The 19,777-nt window shown below is 41.4% G+C and carries 17 protein-coding genes and 3 pseudogenes; 11 read left to right on the top strand and 9 right to left on the bottom strand.

The genetic code is table 11. From position 1 onward, the window contains the following. Positions 1-2 precede the first annotated feature (2 nt). Positions 3-1,051, top strand: a pseudogene (gene pseI, locus ASG81_RS11970) (pseudaminic acid synthase). Positions 1,052-1,069: 18 nt separating this feature from the next. Next, positions 1,070-2,830, top strand: coding sequence for an N-acetylneuraminate synthase family protein (locus tag ASG81_RS11975; RefSeq protein WP_155971447.1), 1,761 nt, complete (start codon positions 1,070-1,072; stop codon positions 2,828-2,830). Between the two features lie 159 nt (positions 2,831-2,989). Here ASG81_RS11975 and ASG81_RS11980 read toward each other — a convergent pair whose 3' ends face one another. The 4 genes from ASG81_RS11980 to istA all read right to left on the bottom strand — a co-directional run bounded on the left by ASG81_RS11980 (position 2,990) and on the right by istA (position 5,875). Further along, positions 2,990-3,532 carry a transposase gene (locus tag ASG81_RS11980; RefSeq protein ID WP_056633941.1) on the bottom strand — a complete coding sequence of 181 codons (543 nt, stop codon included), beginning with the start codon at positions 3,530-3,532 and terminating at the stop codon, positions 2,990-2,992. A gap of 82 nt (positions 3,533-3,614) precedes the next feature. Then, complete coding sequence (locus tag ASG81_RS11985; RefSeq protein ID WP_056633944.1) at positions 3,615-4,328, bottom strand: ATP-binding protein; 714 nt, start codon at positions 4,326-4,328, stop codon at positions 3,615-3,617. Between the two features lie 3 nt (positions 4,329-4,331). Continuing rightward, positions 4,332-4,556: a hypothetical protein gene (locus tag ASG81_RS32000; protein WP_200961484.1), complete on the bottom strand. Its 225-nt coding sequence runs from the start codon at positions 4,554-4,556 to the stop codon at positions 4,332-4,334. Further along, positions 4,544-5,875 carry an IS21 family transposase gene (gene istA / locus ASG81_RS11990; RefSeq protein ID WP_200961485.1) on the bottom strand — a complete coding sequence of 444 codons (1,332 nt, stop codon included), beginning with the start codon at positions 5,873-5,875 and terminating at the stop codon, positions 4,544-4,546. Before istA ends, ASG81_RS32000 begins: the two co-directional genes overlap by 13 nt. Positions 5,876-6,117: 242 nt before the next feature. Here istA and ASG81_RS33935 point away from each other — a divergent pair. The 9 genes and pseudogenes from ASG81_RS33935 to ASG81_RS12035 all read left to right on the top strand — a co-directional run. Then, a pseudogene (locus tag ASG81_RS33935) lies at positions 6,118-6,297 on the top strand (transposase zinc-binding domain-containing protein); the annotation flags it as partial. Between the two features lie 24 nt (positions 6,298-6,321). After that, positions 6,322-6,543 carry a hypothetical protein gene (locus ASG81_RS33940; protein ID WP_056633947.1) on the top strand — a complete coding sequence of 74 codons (222 nt, stop codon included), beginning with the start codon at positions 6,322-6,324 and terminating at the stop codon, positions 6,541-6,543. Continuing rightward, positions 6,540-7,277 carry a transposase gene (locus ASG81_RS12000; RefSeq protein WP_162255022.1) on the top strand — a complete coding sequence of 246 codons (738 nt, stop codon included), beginning with the start codon at positions 6,540-6,542 and terminating at the stop codon, positions 7,275-7,277. Before ASG81_RS33940 ends, ASG81_RS12000 begins: the two co-directional genes overlap by 4 nt. Before the next feature lie 931 nt (positions 7,278-8,208). After that, entirely contained in the window at positions 8,209-9,294 is a 1,086-nt protein-coding gene (locus tag ASG81_RS12005; protein ID WP_056633952.1) for a hypothetical protein, read from the top strand. Continuing rightward, a complete protein-coding gene (gene pseG / locus ASG81_RS12010) occupies positions 9,278-9,988 on the top strand; it encodes a UDP-2,4-diacetamido-2,4,6-trideoxy-beta-L-altropyranose hydrolase (RefSeq protein WP_162255023.1) in 711 nt (236 codons plus the stop codon). Before ASG81_RS12005 ends, pseG begins: the two co-directional genes overlap by 17 nt. Then, positions 9,988-10,566 (top strand): UDP-4-amino-4,6-dideoxy-N-acetyl-beta-L-altrosamine N-acetyltransferase, encoded by a 579-nt coding sequence (gene pseH / locus ASG81_RS12015; RefSeq protein ID WP_056633958.1) that lies wholly within the window; start codon positions 9,988-9,990, stop codon positions 10,564-10,566. Before pseG ends, pseH begins: the two co-directional genes overlap by 1 nt. Continuing rightward, a complete protein-coding gene (gene pseI, locus ASG81_RS12020; RefSeq protein ID WP_056633961.1) occupies positions 10,563-11,615 on the top strand; it encodes a pseudaminic acid synthase in 1,053 nt (350 codons plus the stop codon). The genes pseH and pseI (ASG81_RS12020) overlap by 4 nt, the downstream gene beginning before the upstream one ends. A gap of 1,460 nt (positions 11,616-13,075) precedes the next feature. After that, positions 13,076-13,462 carry a hypothetical protein gene (locus ASG81_RS30810; protein ID WP_056633963.1) on the top strand — a complete coding sequence of 129 codons (387 nt, stop codon included), beginning with the start codon at positions 13,076-13,078 and terminating at the stop codon, positions 13,460-13,462. Positions 13,463-13,521: 59 nt separating this feature from the next. After that, entirely contained in the window at positions 13,522-14,676 is a 1,155-nt protein-coding gene (locus ASG81_RS12035) for a kelch repeat-containing protein (RefSeq protein WP_056633966.1), read from the top strand. 299 nt (positions 14,677-14,975) lie between these two features. Here ASG81_RS12035 and ASG81_RS30815 read toward each other — a convergent pair whose 3' ends face one another. The 5 genes and pseudogenes from ASG81_RS30815 to ASG81_RS12060 form a co-directional block, all read right to left on the bottom strand. Further along, the gene (locus ASG81_RS30815) at positions 14,976-15,455 is read right to left on the bottom strand and encodes a DUF4372 domain-containing protein (protein ID WP_155971452.1); all 480 of its coding nucleotides are present in this window, start codon (positions 15,453-15,455) and stop codon (positions 14,976-14,978) included. Between the two features lie 225 nt (positions 15,456-15,680). Beyond that, on the bottom strand, positions 15,681-16,241 hold the full coding sequence (locus ASG81_RS12045; RefSeq protein WP_056633969.1) for a class I SAM-dependent methyltransferase: 561 nt from the start codon (positions 16,239-16,241) through the stop codon (positions 15,681-15,683). A 10-nt stretch (positions 16,242-16,251) separates the two neighbouring features. Further along, positions 16,252-16,587 carry a hypothetical protein gene (locus ASG81_RS12050; protein ID WP_056633972.1) on the bottom strand — a complete coding sequence of 112 codons (336 nt, stop codon included), beginning with the start codon at positions 16,585-16,587 and terminating at the stop codon, positions 16,252-16,254. 75 nt (positions 16,588-16,662) lie between these two features. Beyond that, positions 16,663-18,693 (bottom strand): hypothetical protein, encoded by a 2,031-nt coding sequence (locus ASG81_RS12055; RefSeq protein ID WP_056633975.1) that lies wholly within the window; start codon positions 18,691-18,693, stop codon positions 16,663-16,665. Positions 18,694-19,175: 482 nt separating this feature from the next. Next, a pseudogene (locus tag ASG81_RS12060) lies at positions 19,176-19,727 on the bottom strand (YheC/YheD family protein). Between the last annotated feature and the right edge of the window lie 50 nt (positions 19,728-19,777).

Raw genomic sequence — 19,777 nt, forward strand, 5'->3', positions numbered from 1 at the left:
TAATGTTGCGGTATATTGAATTAGGAACTAAAAAAATAGGAAAAGGTTTTCCTCCGTTCATTATCGCAGAAATGTCCGGCAACCATAACCAATCATTGGACCACGCCTTAGCCATTGTAGATGCTGCTGCCAAAGCCGGAGCACATGCTCTGAAGCTGCAAACATATACTGCGGACGCTATGACTTTAGATATTGCCGATGGCGACTTCTTTATAGATGATCCTAATAGCTTATGGAGAGGTAAATCATTGCACAAGCTTTATCAAGAAGCCTGCACTCCCTGGAATTGGCATAAAACAATTTTTGACCGTTGTAAAGAGGTAGGTATTATTGCTTTCAGCACTCCATTCGATGAAACGGCTGTTGATTTTCTAGAATCATTGAATGTACCTTGCTACAATATTGCTTCGTTCGAAAATACGGACATTCCTCTTATTCGTAAGGTGGCAGCTACCGGCAAGCCAATGATTATCTCTACCGGTATGGCGACTGCGGCGGAATTGGACTTGACTGTTCGTGAAGTACGCAATGCAGGTTGTAACGAGATCATCCTTTTAAAATGTACAAGTACTTACCCTGCATCTGCAGATAATACCAATATTCGTACCATACCTCATATGAGTGAATTGTTCAGTACTCAAGTAGGTTTGTCCGACCATACCATGGGAATTGGCGCCGCAGTTGCCAGCATTGCCTTGGGAGCTACGGTCATTGAAAAGCACTTTACCTTGTCACGAGCGGACGGTGGCGTAGATGCTGCTTTTTCCGCTGAACCGGCAGAATTTCAAGCGCTTGTTCAGGAGAGTGAGCGGGCTTGGAAATCAATAGGGTCGATTCATTATGGGGTGACTGATAAGGAAAAGCCATCCTTAATGTATCACTATATGTTGTTCAAAATATGAAAGCCGGAGACATATTCACGAAAGAGAATCTTCGGGCAATTCGCCCAGGTTATGGCTTGGCGCCACAGTATTATGATATTTTATTGGGAAAAAGTGTAAAAAAAGATATCGAAAGAGGTACTCCGGTGAATTGGGGATTATTGGAGTAGATGAAAGGGTGAATTATATTGGTCAAAGCTAAGATCATAGCTGAAATAGCGAATGCCCATCAAGGTAATATAAACAATTTAAAGCAAATTATATCCGAGGCTGCCAAAGCAGGTGCGGATGCTGTTAAATTTCAATGGTTTAAATATGATCAATTAGCTACACCGGACTATGAATGGTATGATGCTTATTTGGATTTATTTATTGATGAATCGAGTTGGGGAGAGGCAATAATCTTGGCCGCCCAAAATAACTTAGAAGTATGGGTTGATATATTTGATAAATGGGGTTTGGAACTTGCTAAAAAATATCATCAATATATCACGGGATTTAAAGTTCCTTCGACAGTGCTTCAATCAAAACTTTTGATTAATGAGATAGCTAACTTTAAAAAACCTATTCTGATCGGTATTGGCGGTTGGTACGATAATGAGATCGAGGAAATATTAAAATTTGTCACTGACGTTACGTCAGTGCCAATTATCTTGATGTATGGTTTCCAAGGGTATCCAACTAATGAGAAAGATGTAAATCTAGCGAGATTAACCTATTTAAAAGAAAAGTATACTTGTACTATAGGGTTTGCAGACCATACAGATGGAGATAAGCCAGCTGCAATGGATATTCCAGTTTATGCTTATTTTGCAGGTGCAAGTGTTATAGAGAAACATATTACATTGGATAGATCACTAAAAGGTTATGATTATTATTCTTCCCTAGAGCCTAATGAATTTCAAGAGATGGTCGAAAAAATAAGGCTGGCTGAAATTGTTAACGGTAATACCATAGTTAATGAGTCCCAAAGAAAATATTTAAAAGATTCTATAAGGGTTGTTGCTAATCAAGAGATTTTACAGGGTGAAGTTATTACTCTCGATAAAATCGCATATAAACGCACTAAGAATATAGAAGGATACATGCCTTCAGAATTTGAAAAGAACCTGCCACTTATATCAAAAGTTAATATTGCGAAAAATGAATCAATCTCGGCAACCGTTGTTACAGAACCAAAAGTAACAATTGCAGTTGTAGCCAGATTAAAGTCAACAAGACTGAAGAAAAAAGCACTATTACCAATAAACGGTGTAGAATCCATAAAGCGCTGCTTATTAAACTGCTTAGCAGCTGAAAAAGCAGATCATGTAGTACTTGCAACTTCTTATTTGGAAGATGATGCACCTTTGGCGAATTTCGATTTAAATGGACGAGTTCAGGTTATTAAAGGGGATCCGGAAAATGTAGCATATAGAATTTTGGAGGCTGCAAAAACAACTGAAGCAAATATTGTTCTGCGTGTTACTGGAGATTGTCCTGCAGTTTCACCAGAAATCATTGATTATCTCATTGATCAGCACTTACAACATGGAGCTGATCTTACATTAGCTACAAGTAATCATGCAATTGGAACTGGTGCGGATGTATATTCAGTCCATGCTTTAAACAAGCTGGTCGAGTTAGGTCACACATTGGATTATACAGAATACTTGTCGTTTTACTTTGTAAATAATCCTCAATTATTTCGTGTGAATAAAGTAGAGCTTCCAGATGAATTTAAATTTCCACATTGGAGATTGACTCTTGATGAACAGAAGGATTATGAAATGTTTGTTGAATTGTATAAAGGATTAAATATTGGTGTTGAACCGTTACAATTCTCAAGGATTAGGGAGTATTTAATAAATAATCCTTCGGTTGTACAAATAAATAATGCTGTATCATTAAAATGGAAAGATAATTCCAAGGTGCATGAAGAAATAAACATCGCAACATCCTTTAAATAGAATCACTAGCGTTGCATAAACCTTAAAAATCAAATCGACTGAAAATTAAGAAATTGAGTTTTGATCAAATAAACCAAAAGGTCGAGAACCCCTTAAAGGTAACTCCATCCATTTGGTAATTTTATTCATTTATAGCCATTAGTAACAGTTCTTCTTCACTCAGTGAATCACTTTCTTTTTCCGTCCGGTTGATGTGCGGCTTGGTTGTCGGTTCATTTTCGCGAACCACACGTCATAGGTATTCCAGAGAAACACCTTGAGCCATCGATAGATCTGCAGCAGCTTATGCTTTACTCCGGTTTCTTGCTTGATCATAATCAGTAAGCAGAACGCGATGAGCGCGATCCAGACTTGATTCATCACTGCGTTTTCGCTTGTGCCGTAGAAGGATTTGATCTTGATGTGCTGCTTCATCCACTTGAAGAACGTTTCGATGGCCCAGCGGCTGCGATACATCTCACCGATTTCATCGGCGGATAGATCAAAGCGATTCGTGATTAGAAATAGCATATTGCCTTCCGAATCCTCTGTTTGGATCATACGCAATGGATGCTTCATGCGTTTTTGCGGCGTTCCGATTTGAACCTTTTCATCTAGCGAAACCTTGCTGCCTTGTGGCAAATCATACGTATGTAATGGCTCAATTACGGCATTTTTCTTCAGATGAATATTTCGATGAAATAGAGCCAGCATTCCGGTCATGAGTGAGTCAGGTCTCCGGGGAAAATGAGCCAGCCCTCCGGTGGTAGGAGCCACCTATAAAGAGGTAGCTCCTGATGAGGGATTACTTGATTAGTCCTTTGCGTTTACGCATGGAATCCGTGCCTCCAATCGTTATCGTGTAAGAGAAGTGTACAATGCGGTCGAGAATGGCATCGGCAAGTGTGCTTTCACCGATTTTGCTATGCCAGCCTCCCGGAGTGAACTGGGAGCAGAAGATGGTGGAGCCGGTTTTATGGCGCGCTTCCACGATTTCAAGCAAGTCCCGAGCTTCGTCCAAAATGAGCAGCGGAACTTTTTTGTAGGGTTTCATGACCCGTTGAAAGATGCCCTCTCCTCGTGCTACCGCCAAATCGTTTAGAAATTCTGGCAAGCGAATGTATTTCACGGGTAGGAAGTTCCGGCAGGCGGCGATCCCGAAAGCGCAGGCCAAATACGTTTTCCCTGCACCCGATGCACCCATGATGATGATATTGAGCTTGTCATGAATGTAGGCGCCCGTTGCCAAGCGTAGGATCTGCGCACGATCCAGCTTGCGGTCAGCATGATATTCGATGTTCTCAATGCTGGCGTTCAATTGCTGAAAATCTGCCTTGCGGATTAATGTGGCCAGCCGATTATTTTTACGCCTGGACCACTCCAGGTCTACTAGCATGCCGAATCGTTCCTCGAAAGAGAGCTCCTGAAAGCTGGGGTGCAGTAATTGCTTTTGGAATGACTCTGCCATGGTAGCGAGACGCATTTCGTGCAGTTTGCGCACGGTCGGTTCATTTACCATGACTTAGCCCCTCCCGTAGTAATCCGCGCCGCGGACAAAGCTGTGGGTTTCGGAGGAGGAAGCAGCCTGGCTCTCGTCCGGCGTCCCCGTCTCGAGGCGATCCTGCCCGGTCGTTAGAATCGTTTTAATACTTTGAAAGCTCGGCCTTGGCGTGTAGGATAGCGCTCTGGCACACGCAGCTTCAAGTGGGCTAACCCCGTGCTTGTCGGCTAGTTTCAGAAGGGCCATACAGCTTCTGTAGCCCTTTTGCTCAACTTTATGCTACTGAGGATGGCCTGTACAGCGGTGCTTGTGCAGGGGCCGATCTGCTGTGCCCATACGATGAACCGCTGAGCATTCCACTGGATAAATTGTTTGTGATTCTCCGGCATGTGAGCTTCTACCGTGCTGTACTGCCCGGGCTTTCCGTGAAGCCGGGGATGAGAGCAGATCCGATGATTCTGGTAGAAAACCTCAACGGCTGATCGTGTCATTCGGACATCGACGCGATGCTTAATGTATTCGTAAGGAACGGAGTAGTGCATTTTCTCTATGCTTATATGATAATTGAATTGGACTGTGGCGGCCTTCCAAACCGCCATCTCATAAGGGGTTGCAGGCAAGGCAAGTAGAAACGGCTTTTCTTCCGCCATAAACACGCTGAGCCTGCTCCCTTCTTTTTTCTGAAACGGTTTGGCATTCAAGACTTCAAGCTTCTCACGAATCGCTCGGTTTAACTCAACCGCGCTGAAGCACTGTTGGTTGCGCAGTGCAGCTAGAATCCATGTGGAGACAACGCCGACCGCTCCCTCTACATTCGGCTTGTCTTTGGGCTTGCGCACGCGAGCTGGAATGACGGCTGTGCTATAGTGTTCGGCCATCTCGTGATACACCTTGTTAATGACAGGCGCATGTCCGGTTGCTTTGTCTACTCCTGTTTTCAAGTTGTCCGGAATGAGGACTCTCGTGGAGCCGCCAAAGGCTTGATACATGTGGATATGGGCGGTAATCCAGCTTTCCTGATTTTGCGAAGGGAAGGCCTCCACGTAGGCATACTGGCTGTAAGAGAGCACATCTACAAACACATACATGATGACGATTTCGCCCGTGTCGCGGTCGATAATGGAAGCCGTTTGGCCCGCCCAATCCACCTCAATCTGCTCGCCGGGCTTACGCTGAATTCGCATCGTGGCATTCGATTTCAACGTGTATTGCTGATAGTGATGGCAAAATTGCGAGTACATGAGGGGAATTTCTTGATTTAACCGGCACTGTTCACAGTATTCGTTCCAAAGCAAACTTAACGTAACACCGCTTTTTGCCATCTCTTTGTGGATGTAGTCGTAATCTGGATACTTGCGACGAGAGACTTGAGCAAATTCAGCAAAGAGGTGCTGGCGTAGTTCGCCATCCGTTAGCTCTTTTTCTAGCGGCCAGGCGATACCGAGTTCTTCTGCTCGCTGAATGATTTTGGATACGGTGTTGCGCGAGCAGGCGCAACTGAGGGCAATGTTACGTTGACTGATTCCCTGGCTGTAGAGCCGCAGGATTTCACGATATTTGGTCATAGTGACCTCCTCACGAATGATTTACGCTGTCTTTCAACAACGCATAGGGATCATTCTAACAGGAGGCGCTATGAAGTGGCTCACCTAGTCCGGACGGGTGGCTCAAAAACGCCGGAGACGTGGCTCTCACTCACCGGAACGATGGCTCATTTCACTCCGGATTATTCAGGATAGTTAAACAGATCTTAAAAGATCACTTTCATGGGTTCTGGGAGCTCCATGCGAGTCACTTTCCGAAAGAATTGCAGAGCGCAATCCCTGAAGCGGTAAAGAAGGCAACTCGATGCGGTACGAAAGATATGAGGTATGCTCGGTATGAGTGCATGGGATGCAAGGAAGGGACCCCAGAACCGATTCTCATCTGCTTTACGTGTAAGAGCCGTTTCTGCCACGGATGTGGGAAAAAATATACAGATGATTGGGCTGAGAAGCAGCAGGAGCGAATCTTGAATGTGCCGCATCGTCATACTGTCTTAACGGTGCCGAAAGAGCTTCGGAAGTACTTTTTCGAGGACAGAAGTTGGCTGAACGAACTTAGCAAAGAAGTGGCGAGGGTCATTCAGTACTATTATCGCCGTAAAAACAAAAGCAAGCTGTACGAGGTTGGCATCATCACGGTTATCCATACATCTGGCCGGGACTTGAAATTAATCCGCATATTCATGTGACGGAAGGTGCGCTCGACTGTCATCGGCAATGGAAAAGCGTCGAATATATATCCTTTACGTATTTAAGAAAATCGTGGCAGAAACTGTTGATGGATCTCATGTTGAAATGGTTTCCGAACGATGAGAAGGTCCAAGCGTTGGTCAATCGACTTTACCAACGATACAAGCAAGGGTTTTATGTCAATGCAGAACAGCGTATGAAGGATGCTCGCGGAGCAGCCAAATACATTGGTCGTTATTTGGCACGTCCTGCAATTGCGGAGTATCGGATTATCAAGTACGACTACCATAAGGTGCATTATTGGTATGAAGATCATCAAACCGGGAAGCGAGTCAATGTAGTATCTCCGGCTATGAAATTCATATATGATCTCCTCCAGTACATATCACCAAAACATTTTCGAATGGTGGGAAGATACGGCTTATACAGCAGAAGCAAGAATAAAGAGTCGCAGAGAATTATTAACTTGTGGCGGTACATGGTGCACAAGCAAATCGAAATGACGTTTTCTCCGAAGGAGACGAGAAAAAAGACATACCGTGAACGGATGATTGAAACGTATGAACGTGATCCGATTGCCTGTCCTTGTTGCAAGCATGCGATGTTGCTTGTAGTGATTTGGCATGCAGACTATGGCCGAATTTATTATTATGATGAGGAAAGCGAACGAGCATATAAGAAGAAATGGGGAGTTCGGTCTTATGAACGAAAGAAAAAACAAAGAACAGGATAACAAGGAGAAGGAAGAGATGATGGAAGTATTCTTCTTCGACGATAGAGGTTTTTATAGATTACTATTGCGTAGATTGCGGATGTGTAGATCCTGTTCCTGAATTCATTGTTGCAGAATGTGCTTATGAATTAGAGCCAGGTGAAAATCCTGAATTTTTTTGTCCGGAATGTAATGGAACCCTGGTGAGAAAGGAAAAGCCGGCGAAAGAGTAACCGTCGGCTAGCAAGTTAAGTCACCGTTAGGTGATTTTGTTCTTTCATCACCGACAATGCTCTGGCGAACTGCAATCGTCCATTGTCATGATGGCAAAAGAAAACCTGCTCGCAAGAGCAGGTTATTGCAATAATAAGACCCTTTATTTCATCTTGGTATGGAGCCGGAACTTCGTCCCGCCAAAAGCGACATACCACTCGGTATCAAGCTCAATGTTAGTCGGATGAAATACCCCGCTAAAGCAGTTTCGTAAAGCCGTAGCGTCTGGGGATGTACAAGCCAAGTTGGTGAAAGTGTGAGGAAATTAAAGATAAACTAAGCGTTAAATTGGTTAGTGACTTGACTAAAGGATTCGGGTGTTCATCCGTATACTATGTTGTTTTTTGGGGTTCAGTACTTAATACAAAATTGGACAAGTGCCGTTCCATAAGATTACTCGCGGACATATACTATGATGAAACTAATCTACAAATTATGTAAATGTGATATCACTTTAGAAAGGAGTTGTTTACGAACTGCACACCAATTGCTAGACACACCTATTAACAATTGAAGGTGCTCAAATTATTTAAACCTAACATGAAGGAGAGAAGGTGTTTATTATGCGTATTCGTAATCGTATTCGAAATCGTAATCTTAATCTTAATCTTAATCGAATGAGGATAAAATGGAAAAAGTCTACTAGTATACCGTCAGGTATAGAGGAAACTTTTTTGGCATGATAGGTAATAAATTAATATATTTGTGTGGATATAATGGTGGAATATACTTTTCTTTCGCGACAAACCCTAGAGACAGAAAAGTAAAAAAATACATTAGAGGGTTCAAAAATGACGGTTATTACCTAGATTTGAATGAAAAAATCTATAGGTGGAATAGAATACCTAAATTTCCTGGCGCAGGGAGACAAGCAGGCAGAACAGTCTGTATCGATAATACCATGTATTGTTATGGCGGTTACGTCTACGCGCCAACAAGGATTTATAGTAAATTAACTAATAATAAAAAAAAACAATCCTTCCGCACGTTACAAGACGGATATGCGCTAAAATATACAGACAATAAATGGATATGGACTAAATTATCCGATTTGCCTGTCAGTATGACCGGATTCGGGATGACCAAAATAAACAATTATATTTATATATGTTGTGGTGCACATAGAAAAGCACATTATAGGTGTCACCATTTAATGGTCAAAGTTAAATCAAGAAACAATAAAAACACCGAAATTGGAAGAATATTATATAGACTAGATATTAACAACTTAGATAAGGGATGGGAAAAATATGATACCTTTCCGGGTACTCTAAGGTTTAATCCCGCCATGACGAGTATTGGTGATAAGATTTATATTATCGGAGGAGTATATCCAAACCAAAGTTGGATTACCAATATTAAAGACATATCTGAACGGTTTTATAATATCAACGATAATAATGGATGGCTGCCAATGAATGTGATCATACGCGCTGATGCGTCAATCGCAATCGGAACCGGACATGTCTACCGCTGCGTGGCGCTTGCCTCCAAGCTGTCCGTCATGGGTGCAAACACGTCTTTTATTTGCCGTGAGTCACCGGGGCATCTATGTGAGTGGATAGAGAGGCATGGTTTTCCGGTATACCGGATACCTGCGAACGAGGATGATGCTTTATGCAGCAAAGCGATTCTACAGGGACTAGAAAAACCTGCAGATTGTTTGATCGTCGATCATTACACACTCGATGCGAGTTGGGAAAAGGCACAGCGGCCTTATGTAAAAAATAGTAGTGATAGACGATCTTGTGAATCGGGTGCATGATTGCGATTTACTGCTCGATCAAAATCTATTCTCGAATCCGGAAGAGCGGTATATGGGTCTAGTACCTGAAAAATGCCGGCTGCTGCTTGGGCCTCAATTCGCCTTGCTGCGTCCCGAGTTTCGTGAAGCTCGAAAAAGGTTGAAGCGTAAAAACACTGGAATTAACAGAATATTTGTTTTTTTTGGCGGAATTGATGCAACAAATGAGACGGCGAAAGCGCTAAGCGCAATCAAGCTTCTCGATCTTACGGGAATTCATATCGATATTGTCGTCGGAGAGAACAATCCTAATAAGGATGAGATCAAGCTGCTGTGCGAAAGTATGCCAAATGTGGTTTTTCACTGTCAGGTAGAGAATATGGCTGATTTAATGGCGAATGCGGACTTGGCCATTGGTGCCGTCGGGAATGTGACATGGGAGCGATGTTTTATGGAATTACCGGCTATAACTATCACGGTTGCTGAAAACCAGGTAAGGGTTGCTGAAGCGGCACATACAGCGGGTGTTATTTTCAATTTGGGATGGCATGAAACGATGAATGATGAACGGCTTGCAGAAGCTGTACTGCAGTTTATCGAGGACGTTAGTTTGCTCGAACGAATGCGCAAGTGCTCGATGGAAATAATGGGTGGAACTGTAACGTTAAAAAACGGACTTGCTGCGCAAGCAATAATAGGTGGTGGTGGTACTTAATGAATGGTTCGTATTTGCTACGACGTATGAAGGAAGCGGATTTGGACGTAGTTTTAAGGTGGCGCAACTCCGATCGAATTCGCGAGAATATGTATACGGATAGACATATCACGATGGAGGAGCACAGCCGTTGGTACACGACTAACCAGTATACCCGCGCATCCGATTGCAGCATATTCGAGATTGATGGACAAAGTATGGGGTTCATAAATTTCACTCGTTTTGATCCACAGAATCAATCCTGCCATTGGGGCTTTTACGTAGGTGATCCTCAAGCCCCTCGAGGAAGCGGTTCGATCATGGGATCTTTAGGCTTGGAGCATTGCTTCGAAAACTTGCGGATGCGTAAATGTTTCGGTGAAGCTTTTGCTTTCAATGCTGCAAGCATTGCCTTCCACCGTAAGCTCGGATTTCGGGAAGAAGGGAGCTTAAGAAAGCAGATATGGAAGAATGGACGTTATGAGGATGTTTTGACTTTCATATTGTCCACCGAGGAATGGTTCCGGATTAAGAACGAGCTTCATAGTAAAATTTTCAATGTACCTTTTGTCGTAGATGAAGGAGGGGGGGACGGATGAGAGATTTTAGTATTGGAAATCGGAAGATAGGGAAAGGCTATCCTCCATTCATCATTGCGGAAATGTCGGGCAATCACAATCAATCATTGGAAAGAGCTCTCACCATCGTAGAAGCAGCTGCAAAAGCAGGAGCACATGCACTGAAAATTCAAACTTACAAAGCCGATACTATGACGCTTAATTTAAGTCAGGACGAATTCGTGATCGGGGATTCGGACAGCTTGTGGAAAGATCGTTCGCTATACGACTTGTATCTCCAAGCGTATACGCCATGGGAGTGGCACAAGCCGATATTTGATCGCTGCAAGGCGCTTGGAATTTTGGGGTTCAGCACTCCATTCGATGAGACGGCGATAGACTTTTTGGAATCCTTGAATGTTCCATGCTACAAGATCGCATCGTTTGAAAATACAGATCTTCCGTTAATCCGCAAGGCAGCCGCTACAGGTAAGCCTTTAATCATTTCGACAGGTATGGCCTCTGTAGCAGAGTTAGATGAGACGGTTCGTGCTGCAAGGGAAGCCGGCTGTAAACAACTCGTTTTGTTAAAGTGCACGAGCACGTACCCGGCAACCCCGGAAGATACCAACCTGATGACGATTCCTCACATGCGAGATCTGTTTCATTGCGAAGTTGGTTTATCTGATCATACGATGGGAACCGGGGTTGCCGTTGCCGCCGTTGCACTCGGTGCGACTGTTATCGAGAAGCATTTCACTCTAAACCGTGCGGACGGCGGAGTGGACTCCGCTTTCTCTATGGAGCCAGAGGAGCTGAAGCGACTGGTTGCAGAATCTTTGAATGCCTGGCAGGCGATGGGAGTAATCTCCTACGGACCAGTAGGATCGGAGATGAAATCGCTGCAATTTCGTCGTTCTCTCTATGCGGCCAGAGATATTGTAGCGGGCGAAATGCTAAACAATGACAACCTTCGTTCGATCCGCCCCGGATTCGGTCTTCCTCCTAAATATTATCCGATTATAATCGGGAAACGAGTGAACAAAGATGTCAGGAAGGGAACTCCCATTACGTGGGACTTGTTCGGATAGATTTATTGAATGAACCTGCCTCGGCTTGAAATTTTATTAATTCAATAATGTCATCAGCCACTTTAATTGACGGTGCTTTCGGAACCGCCAATGACGGTGGCTTTTTAATTTCATCACCGACAATGCTCTGGCGAACTGCAATCGTCCATTGTCATGATGTCATTATATTCAGCAACAGTTGGACAGGCAATCCCACCAGCATATGGACTTTATCTTTCAGCGGTAACAATGAAGAATCAATGGAGGGGATTTTTTATGCAACGGAGACGATTCACGATCGAGTTCAAACAACTAATCATTCAAGAAGCCAAAGAGGTAGGAAATACTGCGCAAGTAGCACGCCGCTATAAGATAATCCAAAGATGCTGTACCGTTGGATAGAACAATCAGAACACACGGATTGGAAAACAACCGATTCCACGTCCAAAACGATTGCGGCTTATACACCTCTGCCACAAGAGTTTCGTTCCCTTGAAGGCGATTAGGCGAGATTAACTGGAGATTGCCGTTCTTCATGACTTACTAAAAAAGTAGAACCCAGCTTATCGGACTAAATTGAAATAGCTGACAAATGGATTAAGCTGGGGCATGCGGTTAGCCGCATTTTGCGGATCGTCGGTGTGAGCGAACAGATTTATTATTACCGGAAGAAACAACAAAGCAGCGAGCGTTCTCGCAAAGGTGGTCGTCCTGTGCCTAGTTTCTCGATGACCAAGACAGGTGTGCCGATTAGTGACGGCCAGATCCAAGAATGACTCTGTGAACTGTTAGATGGAGAAACCGAAGTGTACGGTTACCGTAAGCTGACCGTGTGTTCACGGCGTGAGTATGACCTGATCATCAACAAGAAAAAGTATATCGGCTGCTAGACGAGATGGAGATGCTGCAACCTCAACGTCGTAAGAGAATGAAATACCCGCGCAGATTGGCGAACAACCGTGAGATTAAAGCTTCGAACGAGCTGTGGGAAATGGACAAAAAATAAGGTTACATCGAGAACCGCAGTTTATTTCTCATGCCTTTGAGGAGGCGTGTGAAACGTATACCGTCACTCACGAGAGGATTCCCCCGAAGACGCCGAACAAGAATGCGCATATTGAATCCTTTCACAGCCTTTTGGAAGCGGAATGCTTTCAACGGAGGCGTACGAGATTGTGACCAACTATATTCGCTTTTACAACGAGCGGCGTATGATGGGAGTCTGTATGATTTGGCACCAAAGCAGTTTCGTAAAGCCGTAGCGTCTGGGGATGTACAAGCCAAGATGGTGAAAGTGTGAGGAAATTGAAGATAAGCCAAGTGCCGTTCCATAAGATTACTCGCGGACATATACTATGATGAAACTAATCTAAAATTATGTAAATGTGATATCACTTTAGAATGGAGTTGTTTACGAACTGCACACCAATTGCTAGACCACCTATTAACAATTGAAGGTGCTCAAATTATTTAAACCTAACATGAAGGAGAGAAGGTGTTTATTATGCGTATTCGTAATCGTAATCGTAATCGTAATCGTAATCGTATTCGTAATCGTATTCGTAATCGTAATCGTATTCGTAATCGTAATCGTATTCGTAATCGTAATCGTATTCGTAATGGTATTCGTATTCGTAATCGTAATCGTATTCGTAATCGCAATCGTATTCGTAATCGTATTCGTAATCGTAATCGTATTCGTAATCGTATTCGTAATCGTGATCGTGATCGTGATCGTGATCGTGATCGTGATCGTGATAGTAATAGTAATAGTAATAGTAATAGTAATAGTAATAGTAATAGTAATAGTAATAGTAATAGTAATAGTAATAGTAATAGTAATAGTGATAGTAATAGTAATAGTATGAGGATAAAATGGAAAAAGTCTACTAGTATACCGTCAGGTATAGAGGAAACTTTTTTTGGCATGATAGATAATAAATTAATATATTTGTGTGGATTAAATGGTGGAATAACCTTTTCTTACGCGACCAACTATAAAGTTAATAAATACATTAGAGGGTTCAAAAATGACGGTTATTACCTAGATTTGAATGAAAAAATCTATACGTGGAATAGAATACCTGAATTTCCTGGCACAGAGAGACAAGCAGGCAGAGCAGTCTGTATCGACAATACCATGTATTGTTATGGCGGTTACGTCTATGCGCCAACAAGGAATCATGGTAAAACTAATAATAAAAAAAAACAATCCTTCAACACGTTACAAGACGGATATGCGCTAAAATATACAGACAATAAATGGATATGGACTAAATTACCCAATTTGCCTGTCAGTATGTCAGGATTCGGGATGACCAAAATAAACAATTATATTTATATATGTTGTGGTGCACATAGAAAAGCACATTATAGGTGTCACCATTTAATGGTCAAAGTTGAATCAAGAAACAATAAAAACACCGAAATTGGAAGGATATTATATAGACTAGATATTAACAACTTAAATAAGGGATGGGAAAAATATGATACCTTTCCGGGTACTCTAAGGTTTAATCCTGCCATGACGAGTATTGGTGATAAGATTTATATTATCGGAGGAATATATCCAAACCAAGAATGGATTACCAATATTAAAGATACATCTAAACGGTTTTATAATATCAACGATAATTGGGAATATAATACGGTGACCAAAGAATGGTCATTGATTAAAACTAATATTTGTAATGGTCTAAGTAATTGGGGACCAGGTAATGACGAGATAGTTTATAAGGACCGTTATATTATCCTTATTGGAGGACATTCGTATAGATACTTTATGAATAAGAATAAACTTATGAAAAATTCAATGTATAATGGCAAGTTTTCAAATAGAATAATTATCTATGATACCGTTACTGATACATGTTATAATGATAACACTCTATTTTGTGAAATAAATGTCCCGGATTATATTGTTCGTGATAACAAAATTTATTTGATAGGAGGAGAATCTGTAAGATACAAATTTGAAAGAGAATCCTTTGGAAGGCATTCAGACGTTTTCGCAATTGGGGAAATAGAAGAGCCTATTTTCGATTTAATCCCATTATTGTCTCGTTTAATAACAAAGCAATAATATTATTCTCAACTGATCCTTCAAAGACTTTACATGGAGTGGTGGGCATGATAGGCTAACCAGCCATGCGAAACCCTTGTGGTATCGCCCTTTCGCAAGAAATCATGCCCGCAGAGGCTCCATGTCAAGTCGGAGCAATAAATCATACGAAAAAGGACAGGAAATACAAGATGTCTTGCCGGACTTCTTTTGTCATATGTGCATTTGTCGGCCTCTGAAAAGAAGGCCTGCAGCTGTCGCCTTCTCTGGAATAACCATCCTGTTCGCCGATATTTGTCAGTCGCATGTGGATCTTGATGTCAGCCTTCGTCTTGCGAAATTGGGCCCGCTGGTACTTCTGCAAGCAAAAGGGCAACGGTCGTCGAGTCGGTGATCTTGATCTTGTTGCGATGAGCCGGTACGCGATTCGTCGAAAGAATCCGTCTGGTGAGACGCTCGAACACCTCCTGAAGCAGATCCGGATTCACCTGTTTGTGCTTACGACTGATTTGGGCTGCCGAGATCGACGTGAGTCCAAGCTCCTGTTGAAATGCCTTACTGAGCACATCGTCTGCGATATGCCGCAGTTCTTCTCTGCCTTGCAGTTGCGCGTGCAGGAACAACTTTAGGTATGCCAATGTCGTTAATTTCTTAGTGTATTTATTTTGTCGTGCTTCAGCCACTTGTTCTGTAAACGTTCTCGTACATATTGGCGCTAGCCATTTATCAAACGAAGATAGAGTATGCTTGTCAATGTGATTGATCCTTTTCAATGGATTATGGACAGGGCTACCCACCATATCTATTGTAAAGGATTTTTTTATGCAAAAGTATTATTACGACAGAAGAATATGAAGATTCAGAGATAAGCGCAATATTACTGAATGATCTGAAACACCAACAAAGGGTCTGTCAAGAATTATGTATAAACTCTAGATAGCTAACTCCCCCTTGGGGGTGTGGGCTATCTATCGTAAGTGCAGACCGACCCGGATAAGAGTACGCAATCTGCCGGATCCTTTAGTCTATTTCGATTCAAACATGAGCAGCGGTCTTTTGCCGAGGTTCCTTAAGTTCGGAGTATAGGCGAGTACTTTAGACCTTTTGGTATTAAGATATTCATTAATACCTTTAGCGCGATGACCGTTATAACCTCCTCGCTCTTCTTCGAGTGCCGGCGGCTCAATAAATATAAGGTCCCCAAGCTCAAAGAAAGCATCAATTGCACCTCTATAATCTTCAAAATGATGAAGGATACTAAGGCCAAGAACGACATTGTAATGTTTGCTTTTGGCTAATTGCTTTAATTCGTCAACACTGACCAATTTGTGAAGTAACTGTACGTTACTATTATCATTTTGATCAAAAATATTTAATATACCTTTGGATGCTTCAATCATGGTTACTTTTGAATCGAAATCTTCTGCAATTCTGAAAGAGAAATACCCGCAATTTGCTCCGACATTCAATACGGAAAAAGGTTTTTTTAGTTTTTTTAACTGCGTTTTGATATGCTCATATCTCAGTGAACAGTCTCTCTCACCTTTTTGCTTGAGTTTTCCTTTTATCCAAATATCTTGATACATATTATTACTCCTACATATAAGTTTCACGGTAAATTCCGGGTTTTATTGCGATATTAAGCCAAGGCAAAGCTGGCCACTTTGCTACGATAGCGTTTTTGATATTGTTATTATTTAAAAAAAGTGCTTCTATTAAAGATTTGGGTTGAAATTTTTCATAGTAGATTTTCAATATTGAATGGTCATAAGTGAGTTTAGGGTTTAAAGTATATTCTTTGATTGTGGCGCTAGAATAATGCCAACCGTTACCTGTATAAGAATAACCTAGCCAGTCCCGACACTTCTCAAGTGCTACGAAGACAATTTGGGGCTTATGGTATATAGCTTCAGTCCCTCCCGGTAACTTCATTTTTTCCACGCCTTCCATAGAAGTTGTTTGCAGTTATTATCTTTTAGATTTAATATCACTTCTCAATCCTCATTTCTAGTTTTTCATTTTCTTTTTCCTAAAATAATGTGTGTCTTTCGGGTGGGGACGGCCACATTGTATTTTCTTGGTTCTCATAGCTTTTTTTAATTTTTTCGGGATATTTTTTAACACTTTTTTAGCCCTTATTCGCTTATTGGTTTTCGAAACATTTTTAGATTTTTTAGGGTTTTTAGGAGGCGGCAATTTCTTTCGGGTGGGGACGGCCACTTTGCGTGATTTTTTGGTTCTCATAGCTTTTTTTGGTTTTTTCGGGATACGTTTTAACACTTTCTTAGCCCTAGGGCTTTTAAAGAAGGGAGGAAGCGATAAACTTATTAGATTTCGGACATACGCAATGATTTGCTGCAGACTCCTTTTCGCAGGTGTGGTTATTAAGTGGATTTTGGATTGGGGAAACAAGGATAATGTTATATTGTCTGCCGTAAACAAGACGTCAATCAGTTGATCGCCAATGTAAGCACCTTGTCTCTTCTGTGAATTCAATTGGTCGACCGCATAATAACCTTTGGGGATCACGGTTTGATTCAGGTTGGTAATGTTCGGAGCGAATGCGCAGCCTTTGGAATTGCCGCAAAGGAGGATGAAGTCAGGCGCAATATCGATTTCCCGCAAAATATCCATAATGCTTCCGTCTTCGGACCAGTACCGTATATCCGCATGCAAATGAATGTCTTTCGAATCACTGGGTATAGTTTCTGGATTCGATAAGATCAAAATTTTTGGCTTCGTGTTTGGAGTTAATGAAAGTACTAATTTTTTCAACCTCTCTCCCGAGGTAACGGAAGTATTATAATGATAGGAGATGAACCGCTTTCTAGTTTGTTCAATATTCTTTTTTATTTCTTTTTCATCATTTAAATACTTTACTAGCATATCAACTAATTCTAAAGGGTCACTTATAAGAAATTTGCCCATATCATCAAACATATCGGTTGTACAAAAAAAATTCGATTTCCAAATAAAAACTGGATGTCCCGCTAACATGGCCTCTAAAGCGACTGTTGATTGATAACTTACAACAACGTCTGTATTATGAATGAGATCGTACAAGTGCATATCCTTATGCTTTATGCAACGAATAGAAGGAAACTCATTTGTTAGAAGTTTAGCATATACTCCGTGATATTTAATAATGATATTAACCTTTTGAATTTTTAAAAGATGTTTAATAATAATTATTGGGATAGCTATTTGGTTACCTCGAATTATGAATAGTACAGATCTTAATTTAGGTTTTAAACCCAGCTTCGCTTCAAACCTAGTCCTAGATATTGGTTTTCTTTCAAATAGATCATCAAATCTCGGGTGACCAATAATTTCAATATTGGATTCCGCCACTCCCTTATTCTTATACCATTCCGCCTCGTATTTCCCATAGACAGCCATGATTGGTGAGATTTTTGGTAAATATCCCAATTCAGAGGCTATGACACCGTGCTGCATACAAATACTTGGAATTCCTTTCTCTAATGCAGCTAGTGCTAATACTCTACTTGTTATACTATTAGTTGTCCCTAATATAATGCAAGAGACGGGCATTTGTTTGAATAACTTATTTGCAGCTATGATACTACCTAGTATTTCAGGAATAAGTTGTATAAATTCTTTCTGGAATTCTTTATTGCTGAAGATCGGATGGTTTTTATAAGATCGGAATATATTAATTGCTCTTTTTTTGTATAGATTAGTAAGCCTGCTTATATTTCCAGTCAAATTATTTATATTTGATCTATTTAGCATAAGTGTTTTTTTTGGTTTAAAATAATCATTAAGGAATCTATTAGGGAATCTCAGTACATCCTCATGCATTACCACGTACCCATTTTTATTATTATATTTTATATCTTTCTTAAATGGATTTATATAAGTATCAAATTTTTTTTGAACATAGGTTTCATCAATGATTTTATTATTTAAGAAAGAATTTAAAGAATCCTTTTTTAACTCTTCAATAACTTTTTTATTTTTTACAATAAATCTTTGAAAATTAGGTATAAATGGTAATGAGTATCCAGCATAGTTCAACGCTTTAAAACCATCAATAAAGTCGAAATATTGAGACCAATAAATACGTTCAAAAGTATTAATGATTATTCACTCCATACCCGTTTTGGTGAAATATTATATCGTGTGATTCCTGGTCCTTTGAGTATATTTACTTCTGTTCGATGTGGGAATTGATCGAACGCCATTCCGAGTGAAGTGAGAGTAATTGCAGCCTTAATTCCTGTGCGTGGAATATAAGATATTAGATAAATGAGAAATACATCCTATATCTCCAGTCCATTTGTGATGGCTTTGATGATCTGCTAAGCCAGCGGATCATACGCAGATGGACGTGCTGATTGACAAAGCCGATACTACTTACTTAATGGTCGCGCTTAACTCGATTACACGAAATCTTGAAATGTATTAAAATACTAAATGGACATTGGTTTTCTGAGCTAAAGGCCCCTTGAGTTTTTAGCCTTTGTCCTTGAGTGATTATATTCCGGAAACTCCGACGCTTATACGTTGGAGCGTTTGTCCAGCAAGTATTTGGCGTAACCCATTGGATTATCAAAGGTAGCTTTCCACACATCCATCATGCCGGCTTCTCGAAAGCTGTAACGCTGGTCTCTGCCATTACATTCAATAAACATTGGATGCCCGTCGGCCGTAATGCCTACGTCGAGTCCCAAGTCGGCCATATGGGGAAGTCGTTTAGATAGCTGTGAAGCGATTCGCATGGAAAGGTTGAAGATGCGCTTTTCTATATCATTTGTATCTAACTTCGCATATTCTTTTTGCAATATTGTGCGCAACGGATACGTTTTGCCACCTTGAGCTACGTTCGTAACGAACGTGTGTTTCGGAGCTACTTTCGCTACGATACCCGTTACATTCCAGAGACCGTTCGCAGTTCACTGCACGGAGACGCGCAGATCGAAGGGACTCCCTTTAAAAGTTGCGAGAGGCAAGCATTGCTGTACGATGTAGAACGTGCTTCGAATGCGTTTCTGAAGTGCTGAGTGAAGATGCCCGCCTTTCCATTCTATGGAGCGCCACTTCTGTTTCAAGGAACTGAGTGATACCGGATACGTCAGCTTCCAACCAGCTTTCGTTCGGT

The organism is Paenibacillus sp. Soil522, assembly GCF_001428245.1.
Lineage (GTDB): Bacteria > Bacillota > Bacilli > Paenibacillales > Paenibacillaceae > Pristimantibacillus.

Excerpts from the sequence above, each read along its gene's own strand:
- ASG81_RS11980 (WP_056633941.1), bottom strand. The coding sequence starts at position 3,532 with ATGACCGGAATGCTGGCTCTATTTCATCGAAATATTCATCTGAAGAAA.
- ASG81_RS11985 (WP_056633944.1), bottom strand. The coding sequence starts at position 4,328 with ATGGTAAATGAACCGACCGTGCGCAAACTGCACGAAATGCGTCTCGCT.
- ASG81_RS32000 (WP_200961484.1), bottom strand. The coding sequence starts at position 4,556 with ATGGCCCTTCTGAAACTAGCCGACAAGCACGGGGTTAGCCCACTTGAA.
- istA (WP_200961485.1), bottom strand. The coding sequence starts at position 5,875 with ATGACCAAATATCGTGAAATCCTGCGGCTCTACAGCCAGGGAATCAGT.
- ASG81_RS12005 (WP_056633952.1), top strand. The coding sequence starts at position 8,209 with ATGATAGGTAATAAATTAATATATTTGTGTGGATATAATGGTGGAATA.
- pseH (WP_056633958.1), top strand. The coding sequence starts at position 9,988 with ATGAATGGTTCGTATTTGCTACGACGTATGAAGGAAGCGGATTTGGAC.
- pseI (WP_056633961.1), top strand. The coding sequence starts at position 10,563 with ATGAGAGATTTTAGTATTGGAAATCGGAAGATAGGGAAAGGCTATCCT.
- ASG81_RS30810 (WP_056633963.1), top strand. The coding sequence starts at position 13,076 with ATGAAGGAGAGAAGGTGTTTATTATGCGTATTCGTAATCGTAATCGTA.
- ASG81_RS12035 (WP_056633966.1), top strand. The coding sequence starts at position 13,522 with ATGATAGATAATAAATTAATATATTTGTGTGGATTAAATGGTGGAATA.
- ASG81_RS30815 (WP_155971452.1), bottom strand. The coding sequence starts at position 15,455 with ATGGTGGGTAGCCCTGTCCATAATCCATTGAAAAGGATCAATCACATT.
- ASG81_RS12045 (WP_056633969.1), bottom strand. The coding sequence starts at position 16,241 with ATGTATCAAGATATTTGGATAAAAGGAAAACTCAAGCAAAAAGGTGAG.
- ASG81_RS12050 (WP_056633972.1), bottom strand. The coding sequence starts at position 16,587 with ATGAAGTTACCGGGAGGGACTGAAGCTATATACCATAAGCCCCAAATT.